Annotated in this window: 20 protein-coding genes and 1 tRNA gene; 5 read left to right on the top strand and 16 right to left on the bottom strand. The window is 43.4% G+C overall.

Features of this window, described 5'->3' with window-relative positions:
- The first annotated feature begins 2 nt into the window (after nt 1-2).
- Nucleotides 3-662: a Kae1-associated kinase Bud32 gene (locus PY04_RS03300; protein WP_014733759.1), complete on the top strand. Its 660-nt coding sequence runs from the start codon at nt 3-5 to the stop codon at nt 660-662.
- Here the strand turns inward: PY04_RS03300 and PY04_RS03295 are convergent.
- The 11 genes from PY04_RS03295 to PY04_RS03245 all read right to left on the bottom strand — a co-directional run bounded on the left by PY04_RS03295 (nt 655) and on the right by PY04_RS03245 (nt 12,409).
- Entirely contained in the window at nt 655-1,944 is a 1,290-nt protein-coding gene (locus tag PY04_RS03295; protein ID WP_014733758.1) for a methyl-accepting chemotaxis protein, read from the bottom strand. The two genes, PY04_RS03300 and PY04_RS03295, sit on opposite strands and share 8 nt — an antisense overlap.
- Before the next feature lie 77 nt (nt 1,945-2,021).
- Nucleotides 2,022-3,704 (bottom strand): endonuclease MutS2, encoded by a 1,683-nt coding sequence (locus PY04_RS03290; RefSeq protein ID WP_048055943.1) that lies wholly within the window; start codon nt 3,702-3,704, stop codon nt 2,022-2,024.
- The gene (locus PY04_RS03285; RefSeq protein WP_014733756.1) at nt 3,701-4,531 is read right to left on the bottom strand and encodes a translation initiation factor IF-2; all 831 of its coding nucleotides are present in this window, start codon (nt 4,529-4,531) and stop codon (nt 3,701-3,703) included. The genes PY04_RS03290 and PY04_RS03285 overlap by 4 nt, the downstream gene beginning before the upstream one ends.
- A 2-nt stretch (nt 4,532-4,533) precedes the next feature.
- Nucleotides 4,534-5,292 (bottom strand): molybdopterin-binding protein, encoded by a 759-nt coding sequence (locus tag PY04_RS03280; protein ID WP_014733755.1) that lies wholly within the window; start codon nt 5,290-5,292, stop codon nt 4,534-4,536.
- A gap of 111 nt (nt 5,293-5,403) precedes the next feature.
- Nucleotides 5,404-6,423, bottom strand: coding sequence for an adenylosuccinate synthetase (locus tag PY04_RS03275; RefSeq protein WP_048055942.1), 1,020 nt, complete (start codon nt 6,421-6,423; stop codon nt 5,404-5,406).
- Between the two features lie 69 nt (nt 6,424-6,492).
- Nucleotides 6,493-7,515, bottom strand: coding sequence for an L-threonylcarbamoyladenylate synthase (locus tag PY04_RS03270; RefSeq protein ID WP_014733753.1), 1,023 nt, complete (start codon nt 7,513-7,515; stop codon nt 6,493-6,495).
- Between the two features lie 28 nt (nt 7,516-7,543).
- Entirely contained in the window at nt 7,544-8,566 is a 1,023-nt protein-coding gene (locus PY04_RS03265) for a glycosyltransferase family 4 protein (protein ID WP_048055941.1), read from the bottom strand.
- Nucleotides 8,567-8,658: 92 nt separating this feature from the next.
- A complete protein-coding gene (gene glnA, locus PY04_RS03260; RefSeq protein ID WP_014733751.1) occupies nt 8,659-9,978 on the bottom strand; it encodes a type I glutamate--ammonia ligase in 1,320 nt (439 codons plus the stop codon).
- A 151-nt stretch (nt 9,979-10,129) separates the two neighbouring features.
- On the bottom strand, nt 10,130-10,405 hold the full coding sequence (locus PY04_RS03255; protein WP_014733750.1) for a hypothetical protein: 276 nt from the start codon (nt 10,403-10,405) through the stop codon (nt 10,130-10,132).
- 2 nt (nt 10,406-10,407) lie between these two features.
- The gene (locus PY04_RS03250; protein ID WP_014733749.1) at nt 10,408-10,818 is read right to left on the bottom strand and encodes a DUF61 family protein; all 411 of its coding nucleotides are present in this window, start codon (nt 10,816-10,818) and stop codon (nt 10,408-10,410) included.
- Between the two features lies 1 nt (nt 10,819).
- The gene (locus PY04_RS03245; protein ID WP_014733748.1) at nt 10,820-12,409 is read right to left on the bottom strand and encodes a hypothetical protein; all 1,590 of its coding nucleotides are present in this window, start codon (nt 12,407-12,409) and stop codon (nt 10,820-10,822) included.
- 110 nt (nt 12,410-12,519) lie between these two features.
- Between PY04_RS03245 and PY04_RS03240 the strand changes: the two genes are divergently transcribed.
- Complete coding sequence (locus PY04_RS03240) at nt 12,520-13,632, top strand: NAD(P)/FAD-dependent oxidoreductase (protein WP_014733747.1); 1,113 nt, start codon at nt 12,520-12,522, stop codon at nt 13,630-13,632.
- A 138-nt stretch (nt 13,633-13,770) separates the two neighbouring features.
- Nucleotides 13,771-13,848, top strand: a tRNA-Glu gene (locus PY04_RS03235).
- A 484-nt stretch (nt 13,849-14,332) separates the two neighbouring features.
- Here the strand turns inward: PY04_RS03235 and PY04_RS03230 are convergent.
- The 5 genes from PY04_RS03230 to PY04_RS03210 form a co-directional block, all read right to left on the bottom strand.
- The gene (locus tag PY04_RS03230) at nt 14,333-14,602 is read right to left on the bottom strand and encodes a hypothetical protein (RefSeq protein ID WP_048055940.1); all 270 of its coding nucleotides are present in this window, start codon (nt 14,600-14,602) and stop codon (nt 14,333-14,335) included.
- The gene (locus tag PY04_RS03225) at nt 14,599-14,811 is read right to left on the bottom strand and encodes a t26-17p (protein ID WP_237710140.1); all 213 of its coding nucleotides are present in this window, start codon (nt 14,809-14,811) and stop codon (nt 14,599-14,601) included. The genes PY04_RS03230 and PY04_RS03225 overlap by 4 nt, the downstream gene beginning before the upstream one ends.
- A 139-nt stretch (nt 14,812-14,950) precedes the next feature.
- Nucleotides 14,951-16,318 (bottom strand): ADP-specific glucokinase, encoded by a 1,368-nt coding sequence (locus tag PY04_RS03220; RefSeq protein ID WP_014733746.1) that lies wholly within the window; start codon nt 16,316-16,318, stop codon nt 14,951-14,953.
- Between the two features lie 97 nt (nt 16,319-16,415).
- The gene (locus tag PY04_RS03215; protein WP_014733745.1) at nt 16,416-16,877 is read right to left on the bottom strand and encodes a signal peptidase I; all 462 of its coding nucleotides are present in this window, start codon (nt 16,875-16,877) and stop codon (nt 16,416-16,418) included.
- Nucleotides 16,853-17,407: a DUF531 family protein gene (locus PY04_RS03210; RefSeq protein ID WP_014733744.1), complete on the bottom strand. Its 555-nt coding sequence runs from the start codon at nt 17,405-17,407 to the stop codon at nt 16,853-16,855. The genes PY04_RS03215 and PY04_RS03210 overlap by 25 nt, the downstream gene beginning before the upstream one ends.
- Before the next feature lie 61 nt (nt 17,408-17,468).
- On the opposite strand from PY04_RS03210, the gene PY04_RS03205 reads away from it, so the two are divergent.
- On the top strand, nt 17,469-18,506 hold the full coding sequence (locus PY04_RS03205) for a hypothetical protein (protein WP_014733743.1): 1,038 nt from the start codon (nt 17,469-17,471) through the stop codon (nt 18,504-18,506).
- A 1-nt stretch (nt 18,507) separates the two neighbouring features.
- Nucleotides 18,508-19,353, top strand: a complete 846-nt coding sequence (locus tag PY04_RS03200) for a DMT family transporter (protein WP_014733742.1) — start codon at nt 18,508-18,510, stop codon at nt 19,351-19,353.
- Nucleotides 19,354-19,364 lie beyond the last annotated feature (11 nt).

The following is a 19,364-nucleotide window of genomic DNA, read 5'->3' as shown; positions in this document are numbered from 1 at the left end:
CGATGAGGTTGATAAAACAGGGAGCCGAAGCTAAGATATACCTGGCTGATTTCTCTGAGCTGTACTTTGATTATCCAATTAAAGTGATTGTCAAGGAAAGGATATCCAAGAGATACAGGATTCCAGAGATAGATATTAAGCTCAGAAAGGAAAGGACTGTTAGAGAAGCCAGAATACTCAATAAGGCAAAGGAGGCAGGAGTTAATGTGCCCTATGTTTTTGAAGTCGATACCAAGAATATGATAATAGTTATGGAGTTCATCGAGGGTGAGAGGATTAAGGAGCTACTTGAAAGGATTCCCCTGAAAGAGAGGCTTGAGATTTGTAGAGAGATAGGGAGACAAATTGGAAAACTACACAATGCTGGGATCGTTCATGGAGATCTAACTACCTCAAATATGATTATGAGGGATGAAAAGATTTACCTCATCGACTTCGGTTTAGCTGACTTCGATGACACGCTCGAAGCTCAAGGTGTTGATCTTCACCTGTTAAAAAGGGCTATGGAGAGCACTCACTACACATGGTTTGAGAAAGGATTTGAGGCAGTTTTAGAGGGGTATGAGGAAGTCAGGGGAGAGGGGAAGAGGAGAGAAGTTGAAGAGAAGATAAGAGAAATAGAGCTGAGAGGTAGATACAGAGAAAGGAGCTGGATCACGTAAGTTCTTTAACCTGCTCTTCGTGCTCTCGACTAAGCTTGAACTTTCCAATGTGCTCCATAAGAATATCGACAAGTCTTTCAAATTCTCTAACGCTCTCCCTAACTTCGTTAAGGGCCGCAGTCTGCTCTTCTGCAGCCGCACTAACTTCTTCAGCTGCAGCCGTTGTCTCTTCAGCACTTGCGGCAAGGTTCTCAAGGAACCTGAGGCCTTCTTCAATCTTCTCTCCTTCTTGGATCACTTTCTCCTTGAGCTCAGCTGCCTTTGCTTCCATTTCCTCCATCATATCGGCTATTTGGGTTAGGTAAGCAACGCTCTCTTTGATGACTTCTGTTGATGTTCCAACGACTTCAGCGCCCTGCTGAGTTACCTCAACGCTCTCCCCGATCTTGTCCACGATCTGCTTGATCAAGTCTCTAATGTCTTCTGCAGCCTTTTTACTCTCCTCCGCAAGCTTTCTAATTTCATCAGCGACAACTGCAAAACCTTTTCCAGCCTCTCCAGCTCTAGCAGCCTCAATTGCCGCATTCAATGCCAAAAGGTTCGTTTGCTCTGCAATGTTACTTATGACGTTGGTTATGTTTTCAATGTTCTTACCCATTTCAGCAACTCCTCTCACTGTCTCCTCTATCTTTGCCATCATTGTTCTAATTTCTTCGATCTGAGTTACCGCCTCTCTTCCCTTTTCTCCACCTTCCTTTGCTAGACCTGCCATCTCTCTCATTGAGGCCTCGAACTCTTCCATTGTTGAGACTGTCTCCTTACCGATTTCATCTATGTACCTCATTGTTTCCGTCATTTTGTTTATGTTCTCCTGCTCTCTCTGCGCCTCTATGCTCACCTGATTTATTGCTTCTGCAACCTGGTTTATGGCATCTGCTATTTGCTCTATGTTCTCCCTGATGACCTTTGTATGGTTCCTCACGTCTATTGCAGCATTCTTTATATTGAGGACAAGTTGACTAATAGAGGTTCTCAACTTCTCTATGGCCTCTCTCACTCTCGCCAATTCTCCAGAAATCTGAGTGTCCTCAACGCTTAGATCTCCAGAGGCTATTCTCTCAAGTATAACAACGATCTCATCTATCCTCTTCTCTATGTTCTTTTTGAACTCGTCAATTTCTGTGACTGTTGTTGGTGTCACTGTTTCTCTCTTGTTCAATAGGATAGCTATTCCAGTCCCCACTACTCCTCCTATCGCTGCAGCGGTTATGTTACCGATCGCCGCTGGTCCTATTGTTAATATGAACGGAATTACAGGAGTAACAAGGGATATCCTAACCATCCTCTCACCCCTAATTTTAAAAACTGTGTAGAAATATTAGTAAGTTTTGTGTAGGTACCTATGTATGCTAAAAAGGTTCAAGACTTAAACTTGGTTAGCACCCTTAGAAGTATGTTACGTTCCTCACCCTTACCTTTTCTCGCAAGCTTCTCAACGATTAGCTCAGGAGTGCTCCTACCTATGACTCCAAACTTCGGTTGCCTGTCTACTATCAAATTTAGGTTCTCATCTAAACCCCTAGCCTCTATTCCGTCAACCCTAGCAGAAGGAAGTTCTTTTTTTAGGTCTTCTCCCAAGTGAGAGACTATAATAACATAGAAACCCTTTTCTTCAGCAATCTTCAACAGTTCCGCCAGTATTTTTACGGCCGCCCCCGGTTCGGTTATGTTTTCAAACTCATCTATTAGGATCAGTTTCTTGCCTTTTCCTTTAAGGGATCTTACCAACGCTTTTAGTGAATTTTCAAAGGCTCCAGCCCCATAAACCGCTTTTTTCCTCTTAAAGAAGAAGACTTCATCCAATGGCTCGATCCAGGCTTCCTTTGCTGGAACTGGAAGACCCATGTGGGCGAGGATTACTATTTGGAGCGTCAACTCAAGGAGGGAAGTTTTACCTCCACTGTTGGCTCCCGTGAGGATTATAATCCTAGCTGGCTGTACTCCTTTAAACTTACCTCTTGCTTCCCCAACGAAGTAGCTAACTGGCTGTGGGTTGTCTATGAAAAGATTCCTACCCTCGACGAACCCAATACTCCCAACAGTTATTTCGGGAAATGTAAATCCTTCGCTGAACTTCTTTAAAGCTAAAAAGAATTCAAGTTCGTACGCTTTTTTGATTTCCTCCCTCAAGCCCGGAAGATGAGGAAGAATATCCTTGACAATTTCTCTCGCCTTTAAATACAGCTCAATTTTTATTTCTCTCTCTAAAGTTCTCCTTATATTTTCAATAACTTCTGGTGAAACCTCTATGGGGTAATCACGGGGAAATATTTCCAGGTAAACCCCCAACTCCTCTGATATCCTCTCTTCCGCTTTTCTTATCTCTTCTATTATTTCATCATTTAGGCTTGAAAACCTCGAAAGGAGAAACTCAACGTCTCCCGTCTTTAGGGCCTTAAGGAACTCAACAAGTTCTTTACCACTCAACGTCAATCTGAACCTCTCCAGCTTTTCCTCAATTTTCTTATTTAGCTCAGCCTCTTCCTTAGCTATTATCTCATCAAGCCTCTCCATGACCTCTCTCTTTTTCATAACATCTTCTAAATCCTTTAGGGTAGTCAAAATTTTTTCAGCAGATCCACCTGGGAATATCTTTGCCAATGCCTGTAAAACATCTCTCGACTCCCAGAGAGGTTCAACATAGAGCTCGGGAGCTACTTCTGAGGGCTTAAGTTCTACATCAATTCCGTATCCAACGGTGCTTAATATGAGGTCGTATCCCTCGATGGGCTCGGTAGAAACAAGACACAAATTCAACTTCTCCGCCTCTTCAACCTCGCTTTCATCGACTATCAAAACCCTATCGTGAAGAAATTCTTTCCTGAATTTAATAGGCCTTATCTTGATGAGGAGTGGCGACAGTTCCTCGTTTACCCTCGAAAGTCCAGTTTTAACGTATTCCTGTCTCTTAAGTATTTCTTCAGGGTTAGATGTGGGGGTAAATTTATCAAGAAAAGTTTTAGCCTCTTCAAGTCTTATTTCATCCTCAATCATTCTCCTAATCCTCTTATAAACTTCCCTGGCATCCCCTCTCAGTTTCATTGTATGTCCCTCGGCGGAATTATAACCCCGAGCTCGGTTATTATACCTCTGATGAATTTCCAGGGTGTTAAGTCGAAAAGCACATTTCTAACTCTTACTTCTCCCCTATATAGGGGTCTTTCAAAAAGCTCAACTTCTTTATGAGTGACTCTAGGATGTATTTTGTATGTTTCAGCGGCGACGTATAGGGGGACAGAGTTATCATGACACGCTAAAGCTAAAAGATATGTTCCTGCTTTGTTAACAACCCAGCCATCTTTGGTTATCATGTCAGCACCAACTAATGCCAGGGAAGATTCCTTACAAAACAGGCCAAGCTGCGCGTCGGTTACTATCTCAAACTCAATTCCAATCTTATTTAGCTCTTCAGCCAGCTTTAATCCTTCATAATCGGGGGAGGATTCTGTTAGAATAACTCTAAACTTCTTTCCCCGCATTTTGGCGACTTTAAATATCTCTAAGACGGCCGAGGAGAGAGAGTGAGTTATAATAACGTCCCCAGAGTCTATTAGCTGAGCCCCTATTGAGGCCAGCTCCCTTCTTGATTCTTCAATTCTCCTCAAGAATTCCTCTGCCCTGTGCTTGACCTTTTCGGGGTTATTCGTTATTGGAATAAAGTGGACCAGGTTGTAAAGGGGTGCCATACTCGGATTAATTCTAACTATCCTCTCCCTTACTTCTCTAACTGCATCTTCTAGGAGAGAGTCTTCAACTTCCTCTGCCAGCTTTATAAAGGCCTCCGCCCCACGCTTAGCCAGCCAACTGGCCCCCTTAATTTTCTCTTCTTCCATCTCTTTAAGAATCCTCAGAACGCTGTCGGGAATCATAGCTACCAACCTTCCCTGAATTTTATCCCCTTCTCTTCCATGAACTTTACTGCCTCATTAATTTTCTCTTCAGACTCCGCAAAGAGTATTATCCCTATAAACTTTCCAAACCCTTTAGGAGAGGAGTGAATCTTGATATTAAACTTTCTAATTGCTTCGTTTAGAATTGGAGCGAGCTTGCTCTCATCGGTTATCTCAGCTAGAAACTTCTTCTGAATGAACTTAGAACTCCCCAGCCTAGGTAGAACTTCATTTTGAAGCATTGCCTTCATCTCTCTAGGCATTCCTGGAAGAATGAATATTTTTGTTCCTTCAAATTCTATATAGGCACCAGGAGCAGCACCTTCTGTATTCCTAAGGGGTAGTGAACCCTCCGGTAGATAGGCCATCTTTTTTCTAGCTTCATTCAGTGTTGGATCATCTATTAGGCCTTTTTCATGTAATCTCTTATAAAAATCCTCAATTGCTTTCAAACACTCTTCACACAGCTTCAACTTTTTCCCTAGAGCATTTGCAACCGCTAACATTGTCACGTCATCATGTGTAGGCCCCAATCCGCCGGAGATTACAAGAACGTTGGGCCTTCTTGAAAGGGCTTCTCTTATTGCTGAGCTTATTTCCTCAACATCATCCCCAACAGTCGTTATCCTCCTAACCCAATAACCCCTCTCGGTAAGGCTCTTTGCTATAAAAGCAGAGTTGCTATCGACGGTGTTTCCCGTTAGCAGCTCATCTCCGATTGTTATTATCTCAGCGAGCATTTCCCACACCACCTTGATTTACTGTGTTCAGACTTAAAAATTAGACGAAAATACAAGAACAGCATACCCAAGAAAGAGCAATCCAGAACTTCAATTAAAAAGAAAAGAAAATCAGATAGTGTCTCTCCTGTCTATTATGTGCTCGAGCTCGGGACCAGTTTTTATCAAAGCGACTGGAACTCCCACCCTCTCTTCTATTTCTTCAACGAACTCTTTCGCCTTCTTCGGAAGTTTGTCGTAATCTGTGATCCCATAAGCTTCCTTGTCGTATTTATCAAGCATAGTTAAGGCGAGCATCGTTGCACCGTTAACTCTTGCTGAATACCTCGCCATCTCAAAGTCGAACCATCCTACCCTTCTCCTTCTTCCAGTTACTGTTCCGTATTCCACTAGGCCCAATCTATCAGCTTCTTCCATTGGCATTTCAGTTGGGAAAGGCCCCGCCCCAACCCTAGTTGGGAAGCTCTTAAAGACGACTATCACGTCATCGACCCTTGTTGGCCCTATCCCAACATCGCTCGCTATTGCAGATGCGCTCGTGTCTTTTGAGGTAACGTATGGATACGTTCCAAAGTACAGGCTCAATCCAAAGCCCTGTGTTCCTTCTACCAGAACCAAAGCTCCCTCATCAAGAGCATCATTAACCTCAGCAGCAACGTCTGTTAGGTAGGGCTCAAGCTCTTTAATGTCCTTGGCCTGTTTGGCCTTCCTGAGAGCTCTATCCGCATTAGCCGGGCCACACCCAGAACCAGTTGTTCCTATTTTCCCGTGAAGATAGCCATTGCTTCTGTCAAGCTCTTTATGCCTTGGCTCAATTATTGCACAGCGATAGTCTATGCCCACTCTACCTGCAACATCAAAATCCTTTAGATGCTCAAGCTCATAGAAAAAGACCTCGGGATCAACCAAAACCCCTGCCCCCACAAGGAGCCTAGCCTTCCTTTGCATGAAGCCGGTAGGAAGTTGCCTAACTGCATACTTCTTACCATTTATGACAACGCTGTGCCCAGCATTAGTTCCAACGCCACCCCTCGCTATTATCTCAGGCTCATCATGCATTGCGAGGTAGGCTATTATTGAACCCTTCCCTTCGTCTCCCCACTGCCCACCAACAACTATAATACTTGGCATGGCTCTTACCAATTCCTAAGTCAATAGCTCCCTTAAAACAGTTGTGTAATTTACATAAAGTAGCTAAAATCAAACCTTAATTATCCTGTACCCAGCGGCCTTTCTGAGCCTATTCATGACCGCCAGGCCAAGTCCCTTCTCCTCTACTCCCTCTGCAAGGACAACATCAACGTTCGCCCTGTCCATATACCTCAACGCCTTAAAGAGATTTCTTGCAACTTCCTCAATACTATTCCCAAGATAGAAGAACTCATCTGCCTCATACTTTTCTGAGCCTATAACACCCACCCTCTTTCCTTTCTTCTTTAGCTCAGCTATTAGTTCTCTAATCCTTTCTTTAACTTTCTCCCTTGGACCTTCAACAACTATAACCTCCGCCTCTGGAGCATAGTGCCTGTATTTCATTCCAGGTGCCTTTGCCAGGTCAACTTTCTTACCGTAAACGGCTGGATGAATTCTAACTTCCCCAATTACTTTCTCTATCTCCTCCACAGGGAGTCCTCCGGGTCTTAAAAGGACTGGAGGCCACTCTGTTAGATCTATAACAGTCGATTCAACGCCAACCCTTGTCTCCCCTCCATCGATTATGCACTCTATCCTTCCATAGAAATCATCTATGACATGCTCGGCCGTTGTAGGACTTGGTTTTCCGCTTATATTTGCAGAAGGAGCTGCTATAGGTCTTCCGCTTAGCTTAATGAGATGCAGGGCTATTTCATGAGCAGGCATCCTTATGGCAACTGTTTCAAGCCCTCCAGTGGTAACTTTTGGAACAAGCTCTTTTCTAGGCAGGACAATCGTCAAAGGCCCAGGCCAGAACTTTTTTGCAAGCATTTCAGCCTCTTCTGGAACCTCCTTGGCGAGCTCGTAAACTTGTGAAAAGTCCGCTATATGAACTATCAATGGATTGTCAGGAGGTCTGCCTTTGGCTTCAAATATCCTCCTAACTGCTCTTTCATTCAGGGCGTCCGCCCCAAGACCGTACACAGTTTCAGTGGGAAATGCAACAAGTTTTCCCTCCCTTATTAAGCTTGCAGCCACTCTCAGCTTCCGAATATCGATTTTATCCCTCATATTGATGATTATCGTCATGCCACCACCTCCTTGGAAGTCTCCTCCCTCAAGGTGAAGAAGCAAACTCCTCATAAATTCTCTCTACTTCTCTACATGCCCTCTCCAAAGTGTATATCTTAGAAACTTTTCTCCCTATTAGCCCCATCTTTTTGTGAATCTTACCGTTAGATATGAGAACTTCCAAGAATCGTGCAGCCTCATCGATATCCCTAAAGAGATATCCATTCTTACCATCCCTAATTATCTCCCCAATCCCTCCCACGCTCCTGCCCAAAACAGGAACTCCAAAAGAATTCGCCTCAACAAGGACGAGCCCGAATCCCTCCCTTTTAGAGGGAAGAACCAAAACTTTGGCCTCTTTTAGGACATTCTCTGCCTTTACGTATCCCAGAAACTTAACGTTCTTTGGAGCATCTTTCGAGAGACTAAACAAAGGACCATCCCCAGCAACCAGGAAGTCAACATTAGGAAACATCTCAGCAAGCTTTAAGAAGTCATCTAAGCCCTTGTATTTCGTTAATCTCCCCATGAAGATCACAGCCCTCCCCGTAGCATCTCCACTTAAGTTCGTCCAGTTGGGGATGACTTTTACGGAGTTAGCTCCAAGCGCTATTGCCTTCCTGGCAAGGTAATGACTAACTGTAATCACTGCATCGGCATTTTTCAGTGACATCTTTACTAAGTACTCTCCCAGAGGTAGCTTTGACATGAATTCAAGGTCGCTTCCGTGAGCAGTCACTATTACTGGTTTACCAATTCTCTTTTTTGCTAGGATGGCAGAATAGCTTGTAGTTCCGACATAATGTGCATGAATTATGTCATAGTCGTTTTTCTTGTCCAAATCAACAATTTTCTTGGAGGCTAACAGGGAAAAGGACAATCCTCTGAGGCCGAATAAGTTGGGAACCCTCACGTAGTATACGTTTTCTTCACGAGATTCTTCCCCTCTAAGCTTATACGTTAAAACGTGAACTTCGTGTCTCGCTCTGAGGCAATCTACAAGCTCCTTTACGTGTCTCGCAACTCCACCCCTAAGTGGGGGGTAGTGCCCAACCATGAGAATTCTCAACTACTCCACCATAGGTACTGTAAAGGAGGTTTGTTAAAAAGTTAAAGTAGCTGGATTTAGCCTGAACTTAGGAAATTAAAAGTATAAGGAAATCAGATGAAGAAGTACCTCTCAAGCTCCCACTCGGTAACCCTCTTAGTGTCCTTTGGAAGGTGCTTGCTCTCCAAGTACTCTAAATAGCTCTCCCATTCGGCCCTCTTGTACTCAATGAAGTTCTTGTAAGCCCCGCCTAATGCTTCTTTAACAACTTTATCCTTCTCAAGCTCATCTAGGGCCTCTCCAAGGCTCTCTGGGAGAGTGTCTATGCCAAGATTCTCCCTCTTCTTATCATCCATCTCATACACGTTCTCCTCGACGTACGCAAAGGGCTCAATCTTGTGCTTGATTCCATCAAGGCCCGCCTTGAGTATGGCTGCGAATGCAAAGTATGGGTTTGCACTTGGGTCTGGGCACCTGTACTCGATCCTAGCCCCGTTACCCCAGAATGCTGGAACCCTAATGAGGGCGCTCCTGTTCCTGTAACCCCAGCTTATGTAGACTGGCGCCTCATATCCAGGAACAAGCCTCTTGTAGCTGTTAACTGTTGGATTTGTTATTGCAGTGAGAGCTTTTGCATGCTTAAGTATTCCACCTATGAAGTGGAGGGCCGTCTCACTTAAGCCCTCCTCACCTTTGAACGCGTTTTCTTCTCCTTTCCAGAGGCTTATGTGAAGGTGCATTCCATTCCCTGGCATTCCATAGATTGGCTTTGGCATGAAAGTTGCGTAAAGGCCGTGCATTTCGGCGACGGCCTTAACAACGTATTTGAAGCTTATTATGTTGTCAGCCGTCTTAAGGGCTTCATCGTAGCGGAAGTCAATCTCATGCTGAGCCTTTCCGACTTCGTGGTGAAGAACCTCTGGAACCAGGCCAAAGGCGGGCATGTATTCTGCTATCTCCCTCTTAATCTCCTTGGCCTTGTCGAGAGTGAGGATGTCGAAGTATCCTCCAACGTCAGGGATCTCAAGCTCCCACGTTCCGTTCTTCTTGAATAGGTAGAACTCAGGCTCGGGCCCTATGTAAGCCTTAAAGCCCTTCTTTGCAAGTTCTTCAAGGACGTTCTTAAGGACACCCCTCGGATCAGCTGAATAGGGCTTGTCATCTTTGTATATGTATCCATATACCCTAGCAACGTTATCCCAGGGAACCTCAACATAAGTATCTGGATCTGCCTTGAATATCAAATCACTGTCCTCAATTCCTTGGAACCCTGGAATCGAGGATCCATCGAAGGATATTCCTGTGTCAACGGCCTCTTCCAACCTGCTTATTGGGATTTCCATTCCCTTCGGAACACCGTTTATGTCAACAAATATCAACTGTACAAACTTGGGCTTTCTCTCAAACTTGTTCATCATTACAGTGCTGTTCATTTATTTCACCCTCCGCTGAATGTCTATCTAATATTTGCCTGCATTTAGTGAACATATATCTAATATAAGCCTTTGCCCATGAACATTAAACAATAGACAAAACATGGACATCCAAATTGGAGTTAACAAGAATATGTTCAAGAATAGTTAGCTAATGGGCAAATATTGACGAAAACATGACTAAAATTCCTACGATTAGAAGCCCGAGATAGGCAAGTAGACTTAGCTTGTAAATCTGAGAATCCCAGAAGTGCTGCCTAACTATGAGGGCAATTATCAGTAGCATTAAACCATAGACAGTAGCGAATATCCCAACGGCCAGCTTAAGGTCTACGCCGATAAGAAGAAGGATCCCGAATAGTGCCCCAGCAAAAATCGTGACGTGGGGTATTGTGAGGGCATAATATCTAAGCAAAACCCTGTCCATACTTACCACTCCACTATAAAGGCATGTACCGTTGTCGTTGGCAATTTCCTTCTCACAGTTGAGAGATAATATCTAGGCAACTTTAGAATACTCTCCTCCTCGTAACCTTCCTCAAAACCTAAAACCCTCTTAATTACCTTCACCTCAACCTTTCCCCTAACGATAAAGTGCCCCCTATCCACCGTGCTTATCTCAAGGACTATCGGAAGCTTCAGCCTTTCAGTATCTTCCTCATCAAGTAGTGATCTTAAGTACTCAAGCTCTCCCTTTTTGAAGTAATGGTCACTTCCGTCCCTCAGCTTTATTCTTGGGTTATCCATAGATAATAGCTCTCGAAGGCTTTTTCTAGATCTTGGGAGGTGAGAGTTTATCCTAGCAATCTCAAACTCTATTATTCTCTCAACCCTTTCCACACTACTTCACCCTCCCTAAAGGTGACTTTCTCTTTGGTTTCTTTCTAGCTCTCCTCCTTCTCTTCGGACTTCTCTCTAAAGCATAGTACACAGAGACTCCAGCTAAAACTACAACTGCCAAAATCGCTACAATAACCAGCCACTTTGTCCCTAACGTTCCAGCTTTAAACGTAGTAGTGGTTGGTGAGAATGTTGATGTTGTAGTCCAGTGCTGCTCCTCTGTCTTGCTCGTTGTTAGTGTTGTGGTAGTTTTTTCCTGAGTGAGGGTAGGAGATGAAGGTTTTGGCTGAACAAACCCCTCTCCACTCACCCGGAACTCTCTATTTAAAATTTGAAGCACAATATCATAAGAATACCTGCCCTCCCCCTTAAGGTTTATTTTAAGGCTCATATTCCCTGGGGGAATCTTTAGCTCCCTAGTTTCCTTTACGAGGTTCCCATTCTCCCAGGAGATTCTATAGATCAATAAACCCTGAAGCTGGAAGGAATTCGGATTTAAGACGGTTATATGTAGGGTTGAGTTTTCTGCCCTTGCAAGAAGAGAGGGATAACCAACTACCAAATACTCACCAGACTTTTCTCCTATCAAAACACCCTTGTAGAAAACTTTAACGATGAATTTGTTCGTGCCTGGATATGCCGTTGGAAGGGGAATTCCTATTATATTAGATCCAGGAACAACACTAACCTCTGTTTCGTTCTCTGAGAGTAAAGCGCCCTTAACATCGTAGACTTTCCACGAAACATTAAGAATGGTATCTCTTTCTGACGAGACTATCAAATAGGCCTTGTTCTTTTCTCCCTGCAAAGCATTTGTTTTTTCCACAGATAAATCTGCTAATCCAATCCCCAGTTCAACCCAATATGATTCAGAATACTCGTATGTGCCTCTATCATACGTAAGAGTGTACTTCACTTCATACCTCCCCTGAGGGGCCGGATCTGGAATTTGAAGCTCAAACCTCACTAAGTTATCTCCAGGGTTCAAGAACACTGTTTCCTGCCTGCTCACTACCGTTTCCCCAGTTGGATCTATGAGTTCAGCCTTAGCCTGAAGCTTTATTTTCTCATTGGCTATGTTCACAACATGTGAATAAACAACTATTGAATCCCCAGTTAGTGCTATTTTTGAGTGTGGTCTATCCTTTATCAAGGAAATAGCCTCTTTGAATATTATTGGTCTATCCATAACCTCAACGGGGACATAAGCTCTGAGCAAGTAGAGCTTATTGTCTTCGGTAAAACCCCACATAAAGAGGTACAATGTGTATAAACCTGGAGTTACGTTTCCAGAAGACAAGGTATACATCAAAACCTTTTTCTCGCCGGGAGACCAACTCTTGATTATACTCTCTTGGAACTCTATCTTGAAACCATTAACTTCCTCTCCACTCTCATCAAAAAACTTCAGATCTTTTATCGTGACATATGAGAATTTAACAGGAAGCGTGTTAACTAAGCTTATCTCTCCAGATGTCGTGGCATTCGTTAAACCGATTATCTTTCCCGAGACCTCAAATTCTCCAGTTTGAGCCATTGCAAAAGGCATCATCAGGACTAATAGTACAAGTAAGGGACAAGCCTTCTTCATTATTTTCCCCCGACTACTAGTTTCCTCGTTTAAAGCTAAAATAGTTTATGTTAATAATCAGAATAAACCTTGGAGTGTGTACAGACAAAACTACTAAAGAGGGGGCGAGAATGAAGTACGATGTCTTAATAATCGGAGGAGGACCGGTAGGGAATTATCTTGCTTCTCTCCTCTCAGGAAAGCTAGATGTCGCCGTAGTTGAAAGGAAAGGCTCATTCGGCGGAAAAGCCTGCACGGGAATAATCGGGGCGGAAATGTATGAGGCACTTGGACTTCCAGAGAAAGCAGTTCTGAATGCATACAATGGAGCGTATTTTATATCGAAGGGCAGTGTGTTTGAAATAAGTAGAAAAAATCCACAAGCCTACTTGGTAGACAGGAAAATTCTAGAAAGGGAACTTGCCAAAAGAGCAATTAGAAGAGGAGCAGAATATTATCTGGCAACAAACTTTCTAAGATTCAAGAATGGAAAAGCACTCGTCCAGCATTTGGATTCTCAGTTCGAGATAGAGGCAGAGGTATATGTGGGTGCTGATGGAGTTAACAGCGCAGTCGCCCGGAACATAGGAACAAAAACCGAAGGGGAAGTGTTGAAGGGATGGGAGCTCGAAGTTCTCGGGAACTTCAAAAGAGAAAGGGTAGAGGTATGGGTAAATAAAGACATCAACCCAGAGTTCTTCTTTTGGGTGGCCCCAATAAACGAAGAAGAGGCAAGGGTGGGAACCTTTGGATCTATAGATGCTCTAGCCAAGTTCTTAAAGCTGAGGAGGATTAAGGGAGGCAACATCCTAGAGTTCAAAAGTGGAGCAGTGATCCTTGGATGGAGGAAACCATGGGTAAAGGGGAACATTGCTTTACTTGGTGATGCCGCCCTTCAAATAAAACCCACAACAGCAGGGGGGATAGTATTCGGAGCATACTGCGCAAGGGTTCTTGCAAAGGCGATACTCACAGGTAACCTGCAGATGTATGAGAAGGGCTGCTCTTGGGTGAGAGAACAGATAAGCTTTGGCCTCAGGGTTAGAAAAGTGTTCAAGGATCTTTCCCAGGAAAAGATAGAGGAGATTTTTGGGATACTGTCCACAGAAGAGGCGAGGAGAATAATTGAGGAAAGAGCCGAGTTTGATGATCACGTGAGAACTATAAAAGCCCTCTTAAAGAGCCCAAAGCTATTGGCGAAGCTTATTAGAGTAGCTCCTTGGATACTGAGGGCATTGATTTGAAACGCTAACACTTGTATTTTCTTTCTGGAAAGTCTCAAACATCAACTTACGCACATTATAATATCATTTTTCAGCTCAAGTTTTGGAGTATATTCGAAAACTTTTTAAATCTGATCTTAGGGACATGCTAATGGGTCTGCCCCGGTGGTGTAGCCCGGTCAAACATGCGGGCCTTTCGAGCCCGCGCCCCGGGTTCAAATCCCGGCCGGGGCACCAAAACTTCTTTATTCGCTTTTCTAGAATTAGCTTCACAGTTACAGAAGGCTCCTCTCCAAAGAGAACAACTCTTAACAGGTTATTTATAAAACGACTGGTAAATGAACAAAGCTAGAGTTTTGGAGGGTGTTGTAGTGCCAAGTTAGTGGCAATATTTATATATGGTTATTATTCTAGTATTAAATGGGCCCTTCGAGTGGTGGCCCTGGCAGACGCTCATGAAGCCAGGGACTCACCGTGAGAGGGGCCCGTGCAAGACGTCTTTTTCATAGTATGCCTCGTCTTCTAAGTTCCCTTTTAAATGTAGTGAGAGTTTTTGTGTTCTCAAAGACTTCTCTCCCATAATAGGCGAGATTATCAGCTAATAAAACGAGCAACCGGAATTTCCTCCTGTTCTTTGCAATACTTTCTCTTAAAATATTCTTCCGGTTGGAGTACACTTTCAATTGCTTGTTGAGTACTGCATCATCTATGATCACAAGGCCTACTGAATGGATTGAACTTTCAATAGTGGGGGCAATATCGCTGAAAAAGGAGTTAGCTCAACTTTATGGAGAAGTGGTTTGAGGTATTGGTATCGTTCAGGAAACTTTCGAAGATATGATGCACGTTCTCTTTTTGGCAGTTCTGAAATGTGTTTGAGCCAAGAGGCTTTTTGGTTAAATTGAAGAAGATTAATCTCGTTTATTATCACGAGAGAGTACATTTTACGCTTTCCTATGCTCCTATCAAGTGCCATGATTATGTTTTTCATTCCCTCACCAGCCAGTTTGGCCTCTTCTCTGGCGGAATTATCTCGATGAGTTCTTTGAGCTCTTCTTTGGTTAGGATATAAACTTCCTCACCAACATTTGCCTTTGAGGGTATGTAAATCACCCTCTGCTCGACGTTGTAGATCTTGCCCTTCTTCTTCTGCCTTTTGATGTGCTTATGAACCTTAACCCTGAGCATTGCTCTCCCCACTATACTGTAGAATTTCTTCCTTTATAAACTTTTCTACCGTAGAATTGCACCCTCACACAGGGCTCTTTTAAAGACTGATCTCCTCCCCGCTCTAAAGGGTGAAAGCTTTCAAAAGTATTCATTTAGCAAAAATAAAAAATCATAGCACAAAGGAAAATTCTCCAACAAAGGCTGAGCCGGATATTGTATCTCCAATCCCAACAGTAGATTTGGGCTTCTCAACAATCTTCGTTGGGATGAAAGCGAGCTGATAACCTTCAACTTCTGCAATTCCATTATTCATCGAGTATTCCTTGGCCAAAGCTTCTTCCACCATTCTGGCCTTTTCGTTTATAGGAACAGAGAGAGCATCTCTAATCTCCTCAAGGCTAGTTATGTTACCCTTCATAGCCTTGGCAGCAGCAGCCAATGCCGCAAACAACAAGGCATCTCTAACATGTTCTCCCCTGTATTCAGTTAGTGCCAAGTAGTAGCCGTACGTGTGGAAGTGAATTCTTTTAACTCCCGTTTCCTTTGCAAGCTTGAGCATTGCCTGGGTTACTGCTATTGGATCCACTGGATCGTGAGCTAGCAACTTCTCTGCAAGCTCTTTTTCACCCATAACCTCCATAATTGAGGACAATTCTACCTCATTTAGTCCAACGCTGTAGAACTTGCCGAGAACGGAAAGTATCTCCTTCCTTACTTTCTCATCGGGGGTAAATGCAAACTCCAAGTGAACTGGAATATTATAATCATTTAACACTTCGAGATGTTGCCTCAAAATTTCCATAGGTTCCTTGTATGTCTCTTCGGTCAACGCCTGCAGGCCGCTTATTATCGCAAGCTGAACCTTTTTTACTATTTCATCAAAATTCTCCCTAAACTCGTCTCTTATAAAGACTGTGGTATTATAATCGTCGGCTGCTCCGATGAATCTGTTCTCTCTCGGCGCTTCAAATTCAAGGACTTTGAATCCCCTCGGAAACTCGTATATAAAGTGTATACAGCTTTCCTCATCCCCCTGGAACTCCTTTGGATGAACGAGCTTTAACTTACCGTTCTCAACTTTTGGAACGTATATTGGACCGTCTAGGAAGAGACTCGCCTGAAGTCTTGATAACTGGGGAACGTGGGCGATAACTGGAACTCCATAAACTCCCCCGAGCAAGTTTGCCATTATTCCAACCTGTCCACCCATTCTAAGCTCGTTCCATCCCCATCTCTTCATGTAAAATCTTACTGGACAGCTTTCAACGAAGAGCTCAGCGGCTTTGCCCCTTCTTATGCTCCACAGTATTGAGCCTAGAAGCTGGGGGACTGAGGTTATCTTCTCTGGGAGTTCTTCGGAATACTTAAGAACTTCATCCCTGCCAGCCTTTTCAATTCTCTCTTCAAGATCCTTCCTCTCGAGGTACTTTATGGCATCTATGTTGGTGTTGTATCCAAGAAGAACACCCTTGACCTTCGGAACTGATTTTATTGCTCTCTCAATTGCACCTTTGTACAGACCCTCCCACTCAGTCACAGTTATCACCACGAGGGATACATCTTCAACCAATTTAAACCTTTGCTCGGTGTCGGGGGCCGATTAGTTCATCACAGTTCAGCTACCTACCCTTTCCTCATCCACCGCCAAAGAGCTCCCTAACTTTTATGGATATTATCCCTATCTTTGGAATTACCAGCAAAGCTTTTGCCTCTATGGCATCTGCCGGAACGCAGTCGAGGATTCCGTAGGGGGTTGGATATATGTCAGGAACAGGATTATGATCACCCCACGTCACAAAGCAGAGCTCGTTCCTTCCATTGATATTAACAACCTCTATCTTCCTCACCCTATGAATTATCGGATACCTAGCTATTGGGCTCTTATAAACCACAACGTCACCAACTTTAACTTCCTCGGGCCTTACCCCTTTTAAGACTACGATATCGCCCCTGTAGAATACGGGCTCCATGGAGCCACTCACCACGACTACCAATGGGCTACTTGTATGGAGAACAACTTTGAGTCCAAAGTAAATCGAGAGCGTTACTATGATCACTAGCAGGGTTGATACTATTTCCTTGACCTTTTCATCCATTTTAGCGCCTCCATTAAGGTTCTAATTTTCACGGGAATTATGCCGATTGCTGTGCATGTTTCAAGGCTAACTCCCATACCGTCCGTTATGTCCAAATGGTACTTAGAAATTTTAAGTACTTCCTTGGGTAGACCGTGCCTACCAAGACCTATTATCAACAGCACACTCCTTCCCGAGAGCGCCATCTCAGCAACATCCAACGTTTTTATGACCTTATCCTTGGAAGGCCTTGAGGTTGTAGCTATAGGAATGCCGAATTGTGGAGGAAAACCTCTCTCAGGAAAGTCCAGGAGGTGAAACTTATTCGTTTTCGCTAGTTCAAGCAGATACTTCCCCCCTTCCCCAACAGTAGTTGTTGAGGCAACATCGGTAGCAACTTCATTGGGATCATCACTCTCAAATGGAAATCCAACTAATGCTAGGTGAAAATTAAAGGCGTAAGCCACGGGAGCAGCTCTGGCTATTGCCCTTATATGTGCCTCGTGCAACCTCCTTACATCGTAAGTGTTGTAGAGGGCTATCGTTAGCATCGATGAATGAATGCCAAATTATTTAATAAACATTAAGCCTCACTATTCTTTTGTGATACGTATGGACGTGAGGGAAATTATTCTCCTTGCGAAAAAGGGCATGATTGATGAAGCCTTAAGGCAAATAGAAAAACTTAGTACCATCGACAAGGTTCTCGCTCTAGCTGAAATCGGAAAGATAGTTGGTAATGTTGACTTCATTGATGACGCTTTGTATATCCTCGAAAAGTATGTTGAGGATAATGTTGAGAAGATTCTAGGGTACGGGGAAATAGCATCAGCCTTAATGGATCTTGGCTTTCCGAACGAGGGGAGTGAGTATTTTGACAAAGCATTGTCATTGTTGGATAAAGTAGACCCCCTTAACTCTGGAATATCAGCGATGTTCCTCGCGAATAAGCTTGCAAAGGCAGGCTTCTATGATGTAGCAATGGAAACCTTTGAGTACGCCTTTGACACAATAATGGATCTAGAGCTTGAGATCTCAAAGAAAACAGACCTGATACTCCAGCTCGCAGACGTTATGGAGAGAACTGGAGACGATTTACCTTCAGATGTCGCGATCCCCTTTTATGAAAGGGCCCATGACATATTCGATAAGTTGAAAATTGGGCACAGGGCTGGAATAGTTGAGAAGAAGATAGAGCTTGCAAGAACTCTGAAGTTTTTAAAGGATCCAGAAATAAGGAAGCTTGTATATGAAGGAAGATTCAACCAAGCAATCTACCGGATATACACCAAATTCCCAAGAAAGAGCGTTGGAATTGGACTCCTAGAGATAAGCCTATGGGCAAAGAAGAACAACATGCCTGAAAAGGTTGAGCTATTGGAGAAAGCCCTAGGAGAGATAAGCATTGATAGTCTATCCGATAAAGAAAAGCTAAGAGTCGTTGAGATATTCATTGATTTAGCTATGTTTGACAAAGCCCTCGAAGTTGCGGAGAAAATAGAAGATCAAAAGATTAGGGACATGGGATTGGTGAAAATTGGAAAAAGACTTCTGGAAATTGGAGAGATCGACGCTGTTACTGAGATTATTCTCCCCAAGATAAAAGGGGAAGAATTTAAGAAAGAATTAGTATCACAGCTTAGGGAGTGAAATGGAGGAAAAAACGAAAGCCTCTCTAATCTTATTGGGACTCTCGGTAATTTGGGGATCAACTTTTCCAGTAATGAAGACTGCAGTTGGAGATTTTCCTCCAATAACATTCATAGCTCTAAGATTTTTCATAGCTTCTGCAATAATGTTGATTTTCCTAAGGAAGAAACTTACGAAAGATCAAATAATCCCAGGGATGATGCTTGGATTTACACTCTTCTTAGGTCATGGGTTTCAAATAGTTGGCCTAAAATACACGACCGCCTCAAACTCGGCATTCATAACTTCTCTCTACGTAGTCTTCACGCCCTTCGCAGCGTATCTAATCCTAAAAAGATTCATAACAAGGGAAGATTCCATAGCCCTTGTCTTAGCGGTCATTGGGCTCTATCTGATCTCTGGCGCATCTTTGAGGTTAAATTACGGGGATATGCTCACAGTAATCTCAGCACTAAGCTTTGCGTTTCAAATAGTTCTAGTCGAGTATTTCAGCAAATATGGAATAGGAATAGCTTTTTGGCAAGTATTTTGGAATAGCGTATTCTCCACCATTTATGCCCTACTTAAGGAAGGGTTACCATTACCGGGCAAGCCAGATGTAATGTTGGCCATCCTATACACTGGAGTGTTCGCAACTGCACTGGCATTCTTTGCCCAGGTTAAGTATCAGCCAAAGGTAGAGTCCTACAGAGCGGCAATACTTTACTCTGCAGAGCCAGTATTTGGCCATTTATTTTCCTTAATAACCCTGCATGAGATTCTTTCCCCAAAGGGATACATCGGAGCGCTCTTGATCCTCTCAGCGATATGGATAGAGCTGTACAAAGAAAAAGTTAATAAGGACTGATGCAATTAAGT

Source organism: Pyrococcus sp. ST04 (assembly GCF_000263735.1).
Taxonomy (GTDB): Archaea; Methanobacteriota_B; Thermococci; order Thermococcales; family Thermococcaceae; genus Pyrococcus.
The sequence above is the reverse complement of the archived record's forward strand: the minus strand, read 5'-3'. Positions and strand labels throughout refer to the sequence as shown.

Excerpts from the sequence above, each read along its gene's own strand:
- PY04_RS03300 (WP_014733759.1), top strand. The coding sequence starts at position 3 with ATGAGGTTGATAAAACAGGGAGCCGAAGCTAAGATATACCTGGCTGAT.
- PY04_RS03295 (WP_014733758.1), bottom strand. The coding sequence starts at position 1,944 with ATGGTTAGGATATCCCTTGTTACTCCTGTAATTCCGTTCATATTAACA.
- PY04_RS03290 (WP_048055943.1), bottom strand. The coding sequence starts at position 3,704 with ATGAAACTGAGAGGGGATGCCAGGGAAGTTTATAAGAGGATTAGGAGA.
- PY04_RS03285 (WP_014733756.1), bottom strand. The coding sequence starts at position 4,531 with ATGATTCCCGACAGCGTTCTGAGGATTCTTAAAGAGATGGAAGAAGAG.
- PY04_RS03280 (WP_014733755.1), bottom strand. The coding sequence starts at position 5,292 with ATGCTCGCTGAGATAATAACAATCGGAGATGAGCTGCTAACGGGAAAC.
- PY04_RS03275 (WP_048055942.1), bottom strand. The coding sequence starts at position 6,423 with ATGCCAAGTATTATAGTTGTTGGTGGGCAGTGGGGAGACGAAGGGAAG.
- PY04_RS03270 (WP_014733753.1), bottom strand. The coding sequence starts at position 7,515 with ATGACGATAATCATCAATATGAGGGATAAAATCGATATTCGGAAGCTG.
- glnA (WP_014733751.1), bottom strand. The coding sequence starts at position 9,978 with ATGAACAGCACTGTAATGATGAACAAGTTTGAGAGAAAGCCCAAGTTT.
- PY04_RS03255 (WP_014733750.1), bottom strand. The coding sequence starts at position 10,405 with ATGGACAGGGTTTTGCTTAGATATTATGCCCTCACAATACCCCACGTC.
- PY04_RS03245 (WP_014733748.1), bottom strand. The coding sequence starts at position 12,409 with ATGAAGAAGGCTTGTCCCTTACTTGTACTATTAGTCCTGATGATGCCT.
- PY04_RS03240 (WP_014733747.1), top strand. The coding sequence starts at position 12,520 with ATGAAGTACGATGTCTTAATAATCGGAGGAGGACCGGTAGGGAATTAT.
- PY04_RS03230 (WP_048055940.1), bottom strand. The coding sequence starts at position 14,602 with ATGAAAAACATAATCATGGCACTTGATAGGAGCATAGGAAAGCGTAAA.
- PY04_RS03215 (WP_014733745.1), bottom strand. The coding sequence starts at position 16,877 with ATGGATGAAAAGGTCAAGGAAATAGTATCAACCCTGCTAGTGATCATA.
- PY04_RS03210 (WP_014733744.1), bottom strand. The coding sequence starts at position 17,407 with ATGCTAACGATAGCCCTCTACAACACTTACGATGTAAGGAGGTTGCAC.
- PY04_RS03205 (WP_014733743.1), top strand. The coding sequence starts at position 17,469 with ATGGACGTGAGGGAAATTATTCTCCTTGCGAAAAAGGGCATGATTGAT.
- PY04_RS03200 (WP_014733742.1), top strand. The coding sequence starts at position 18,508 with ATGGAGGAAAAAACGAAAGCCTCTCTAATCTTATTGGGACTCTCGGTA.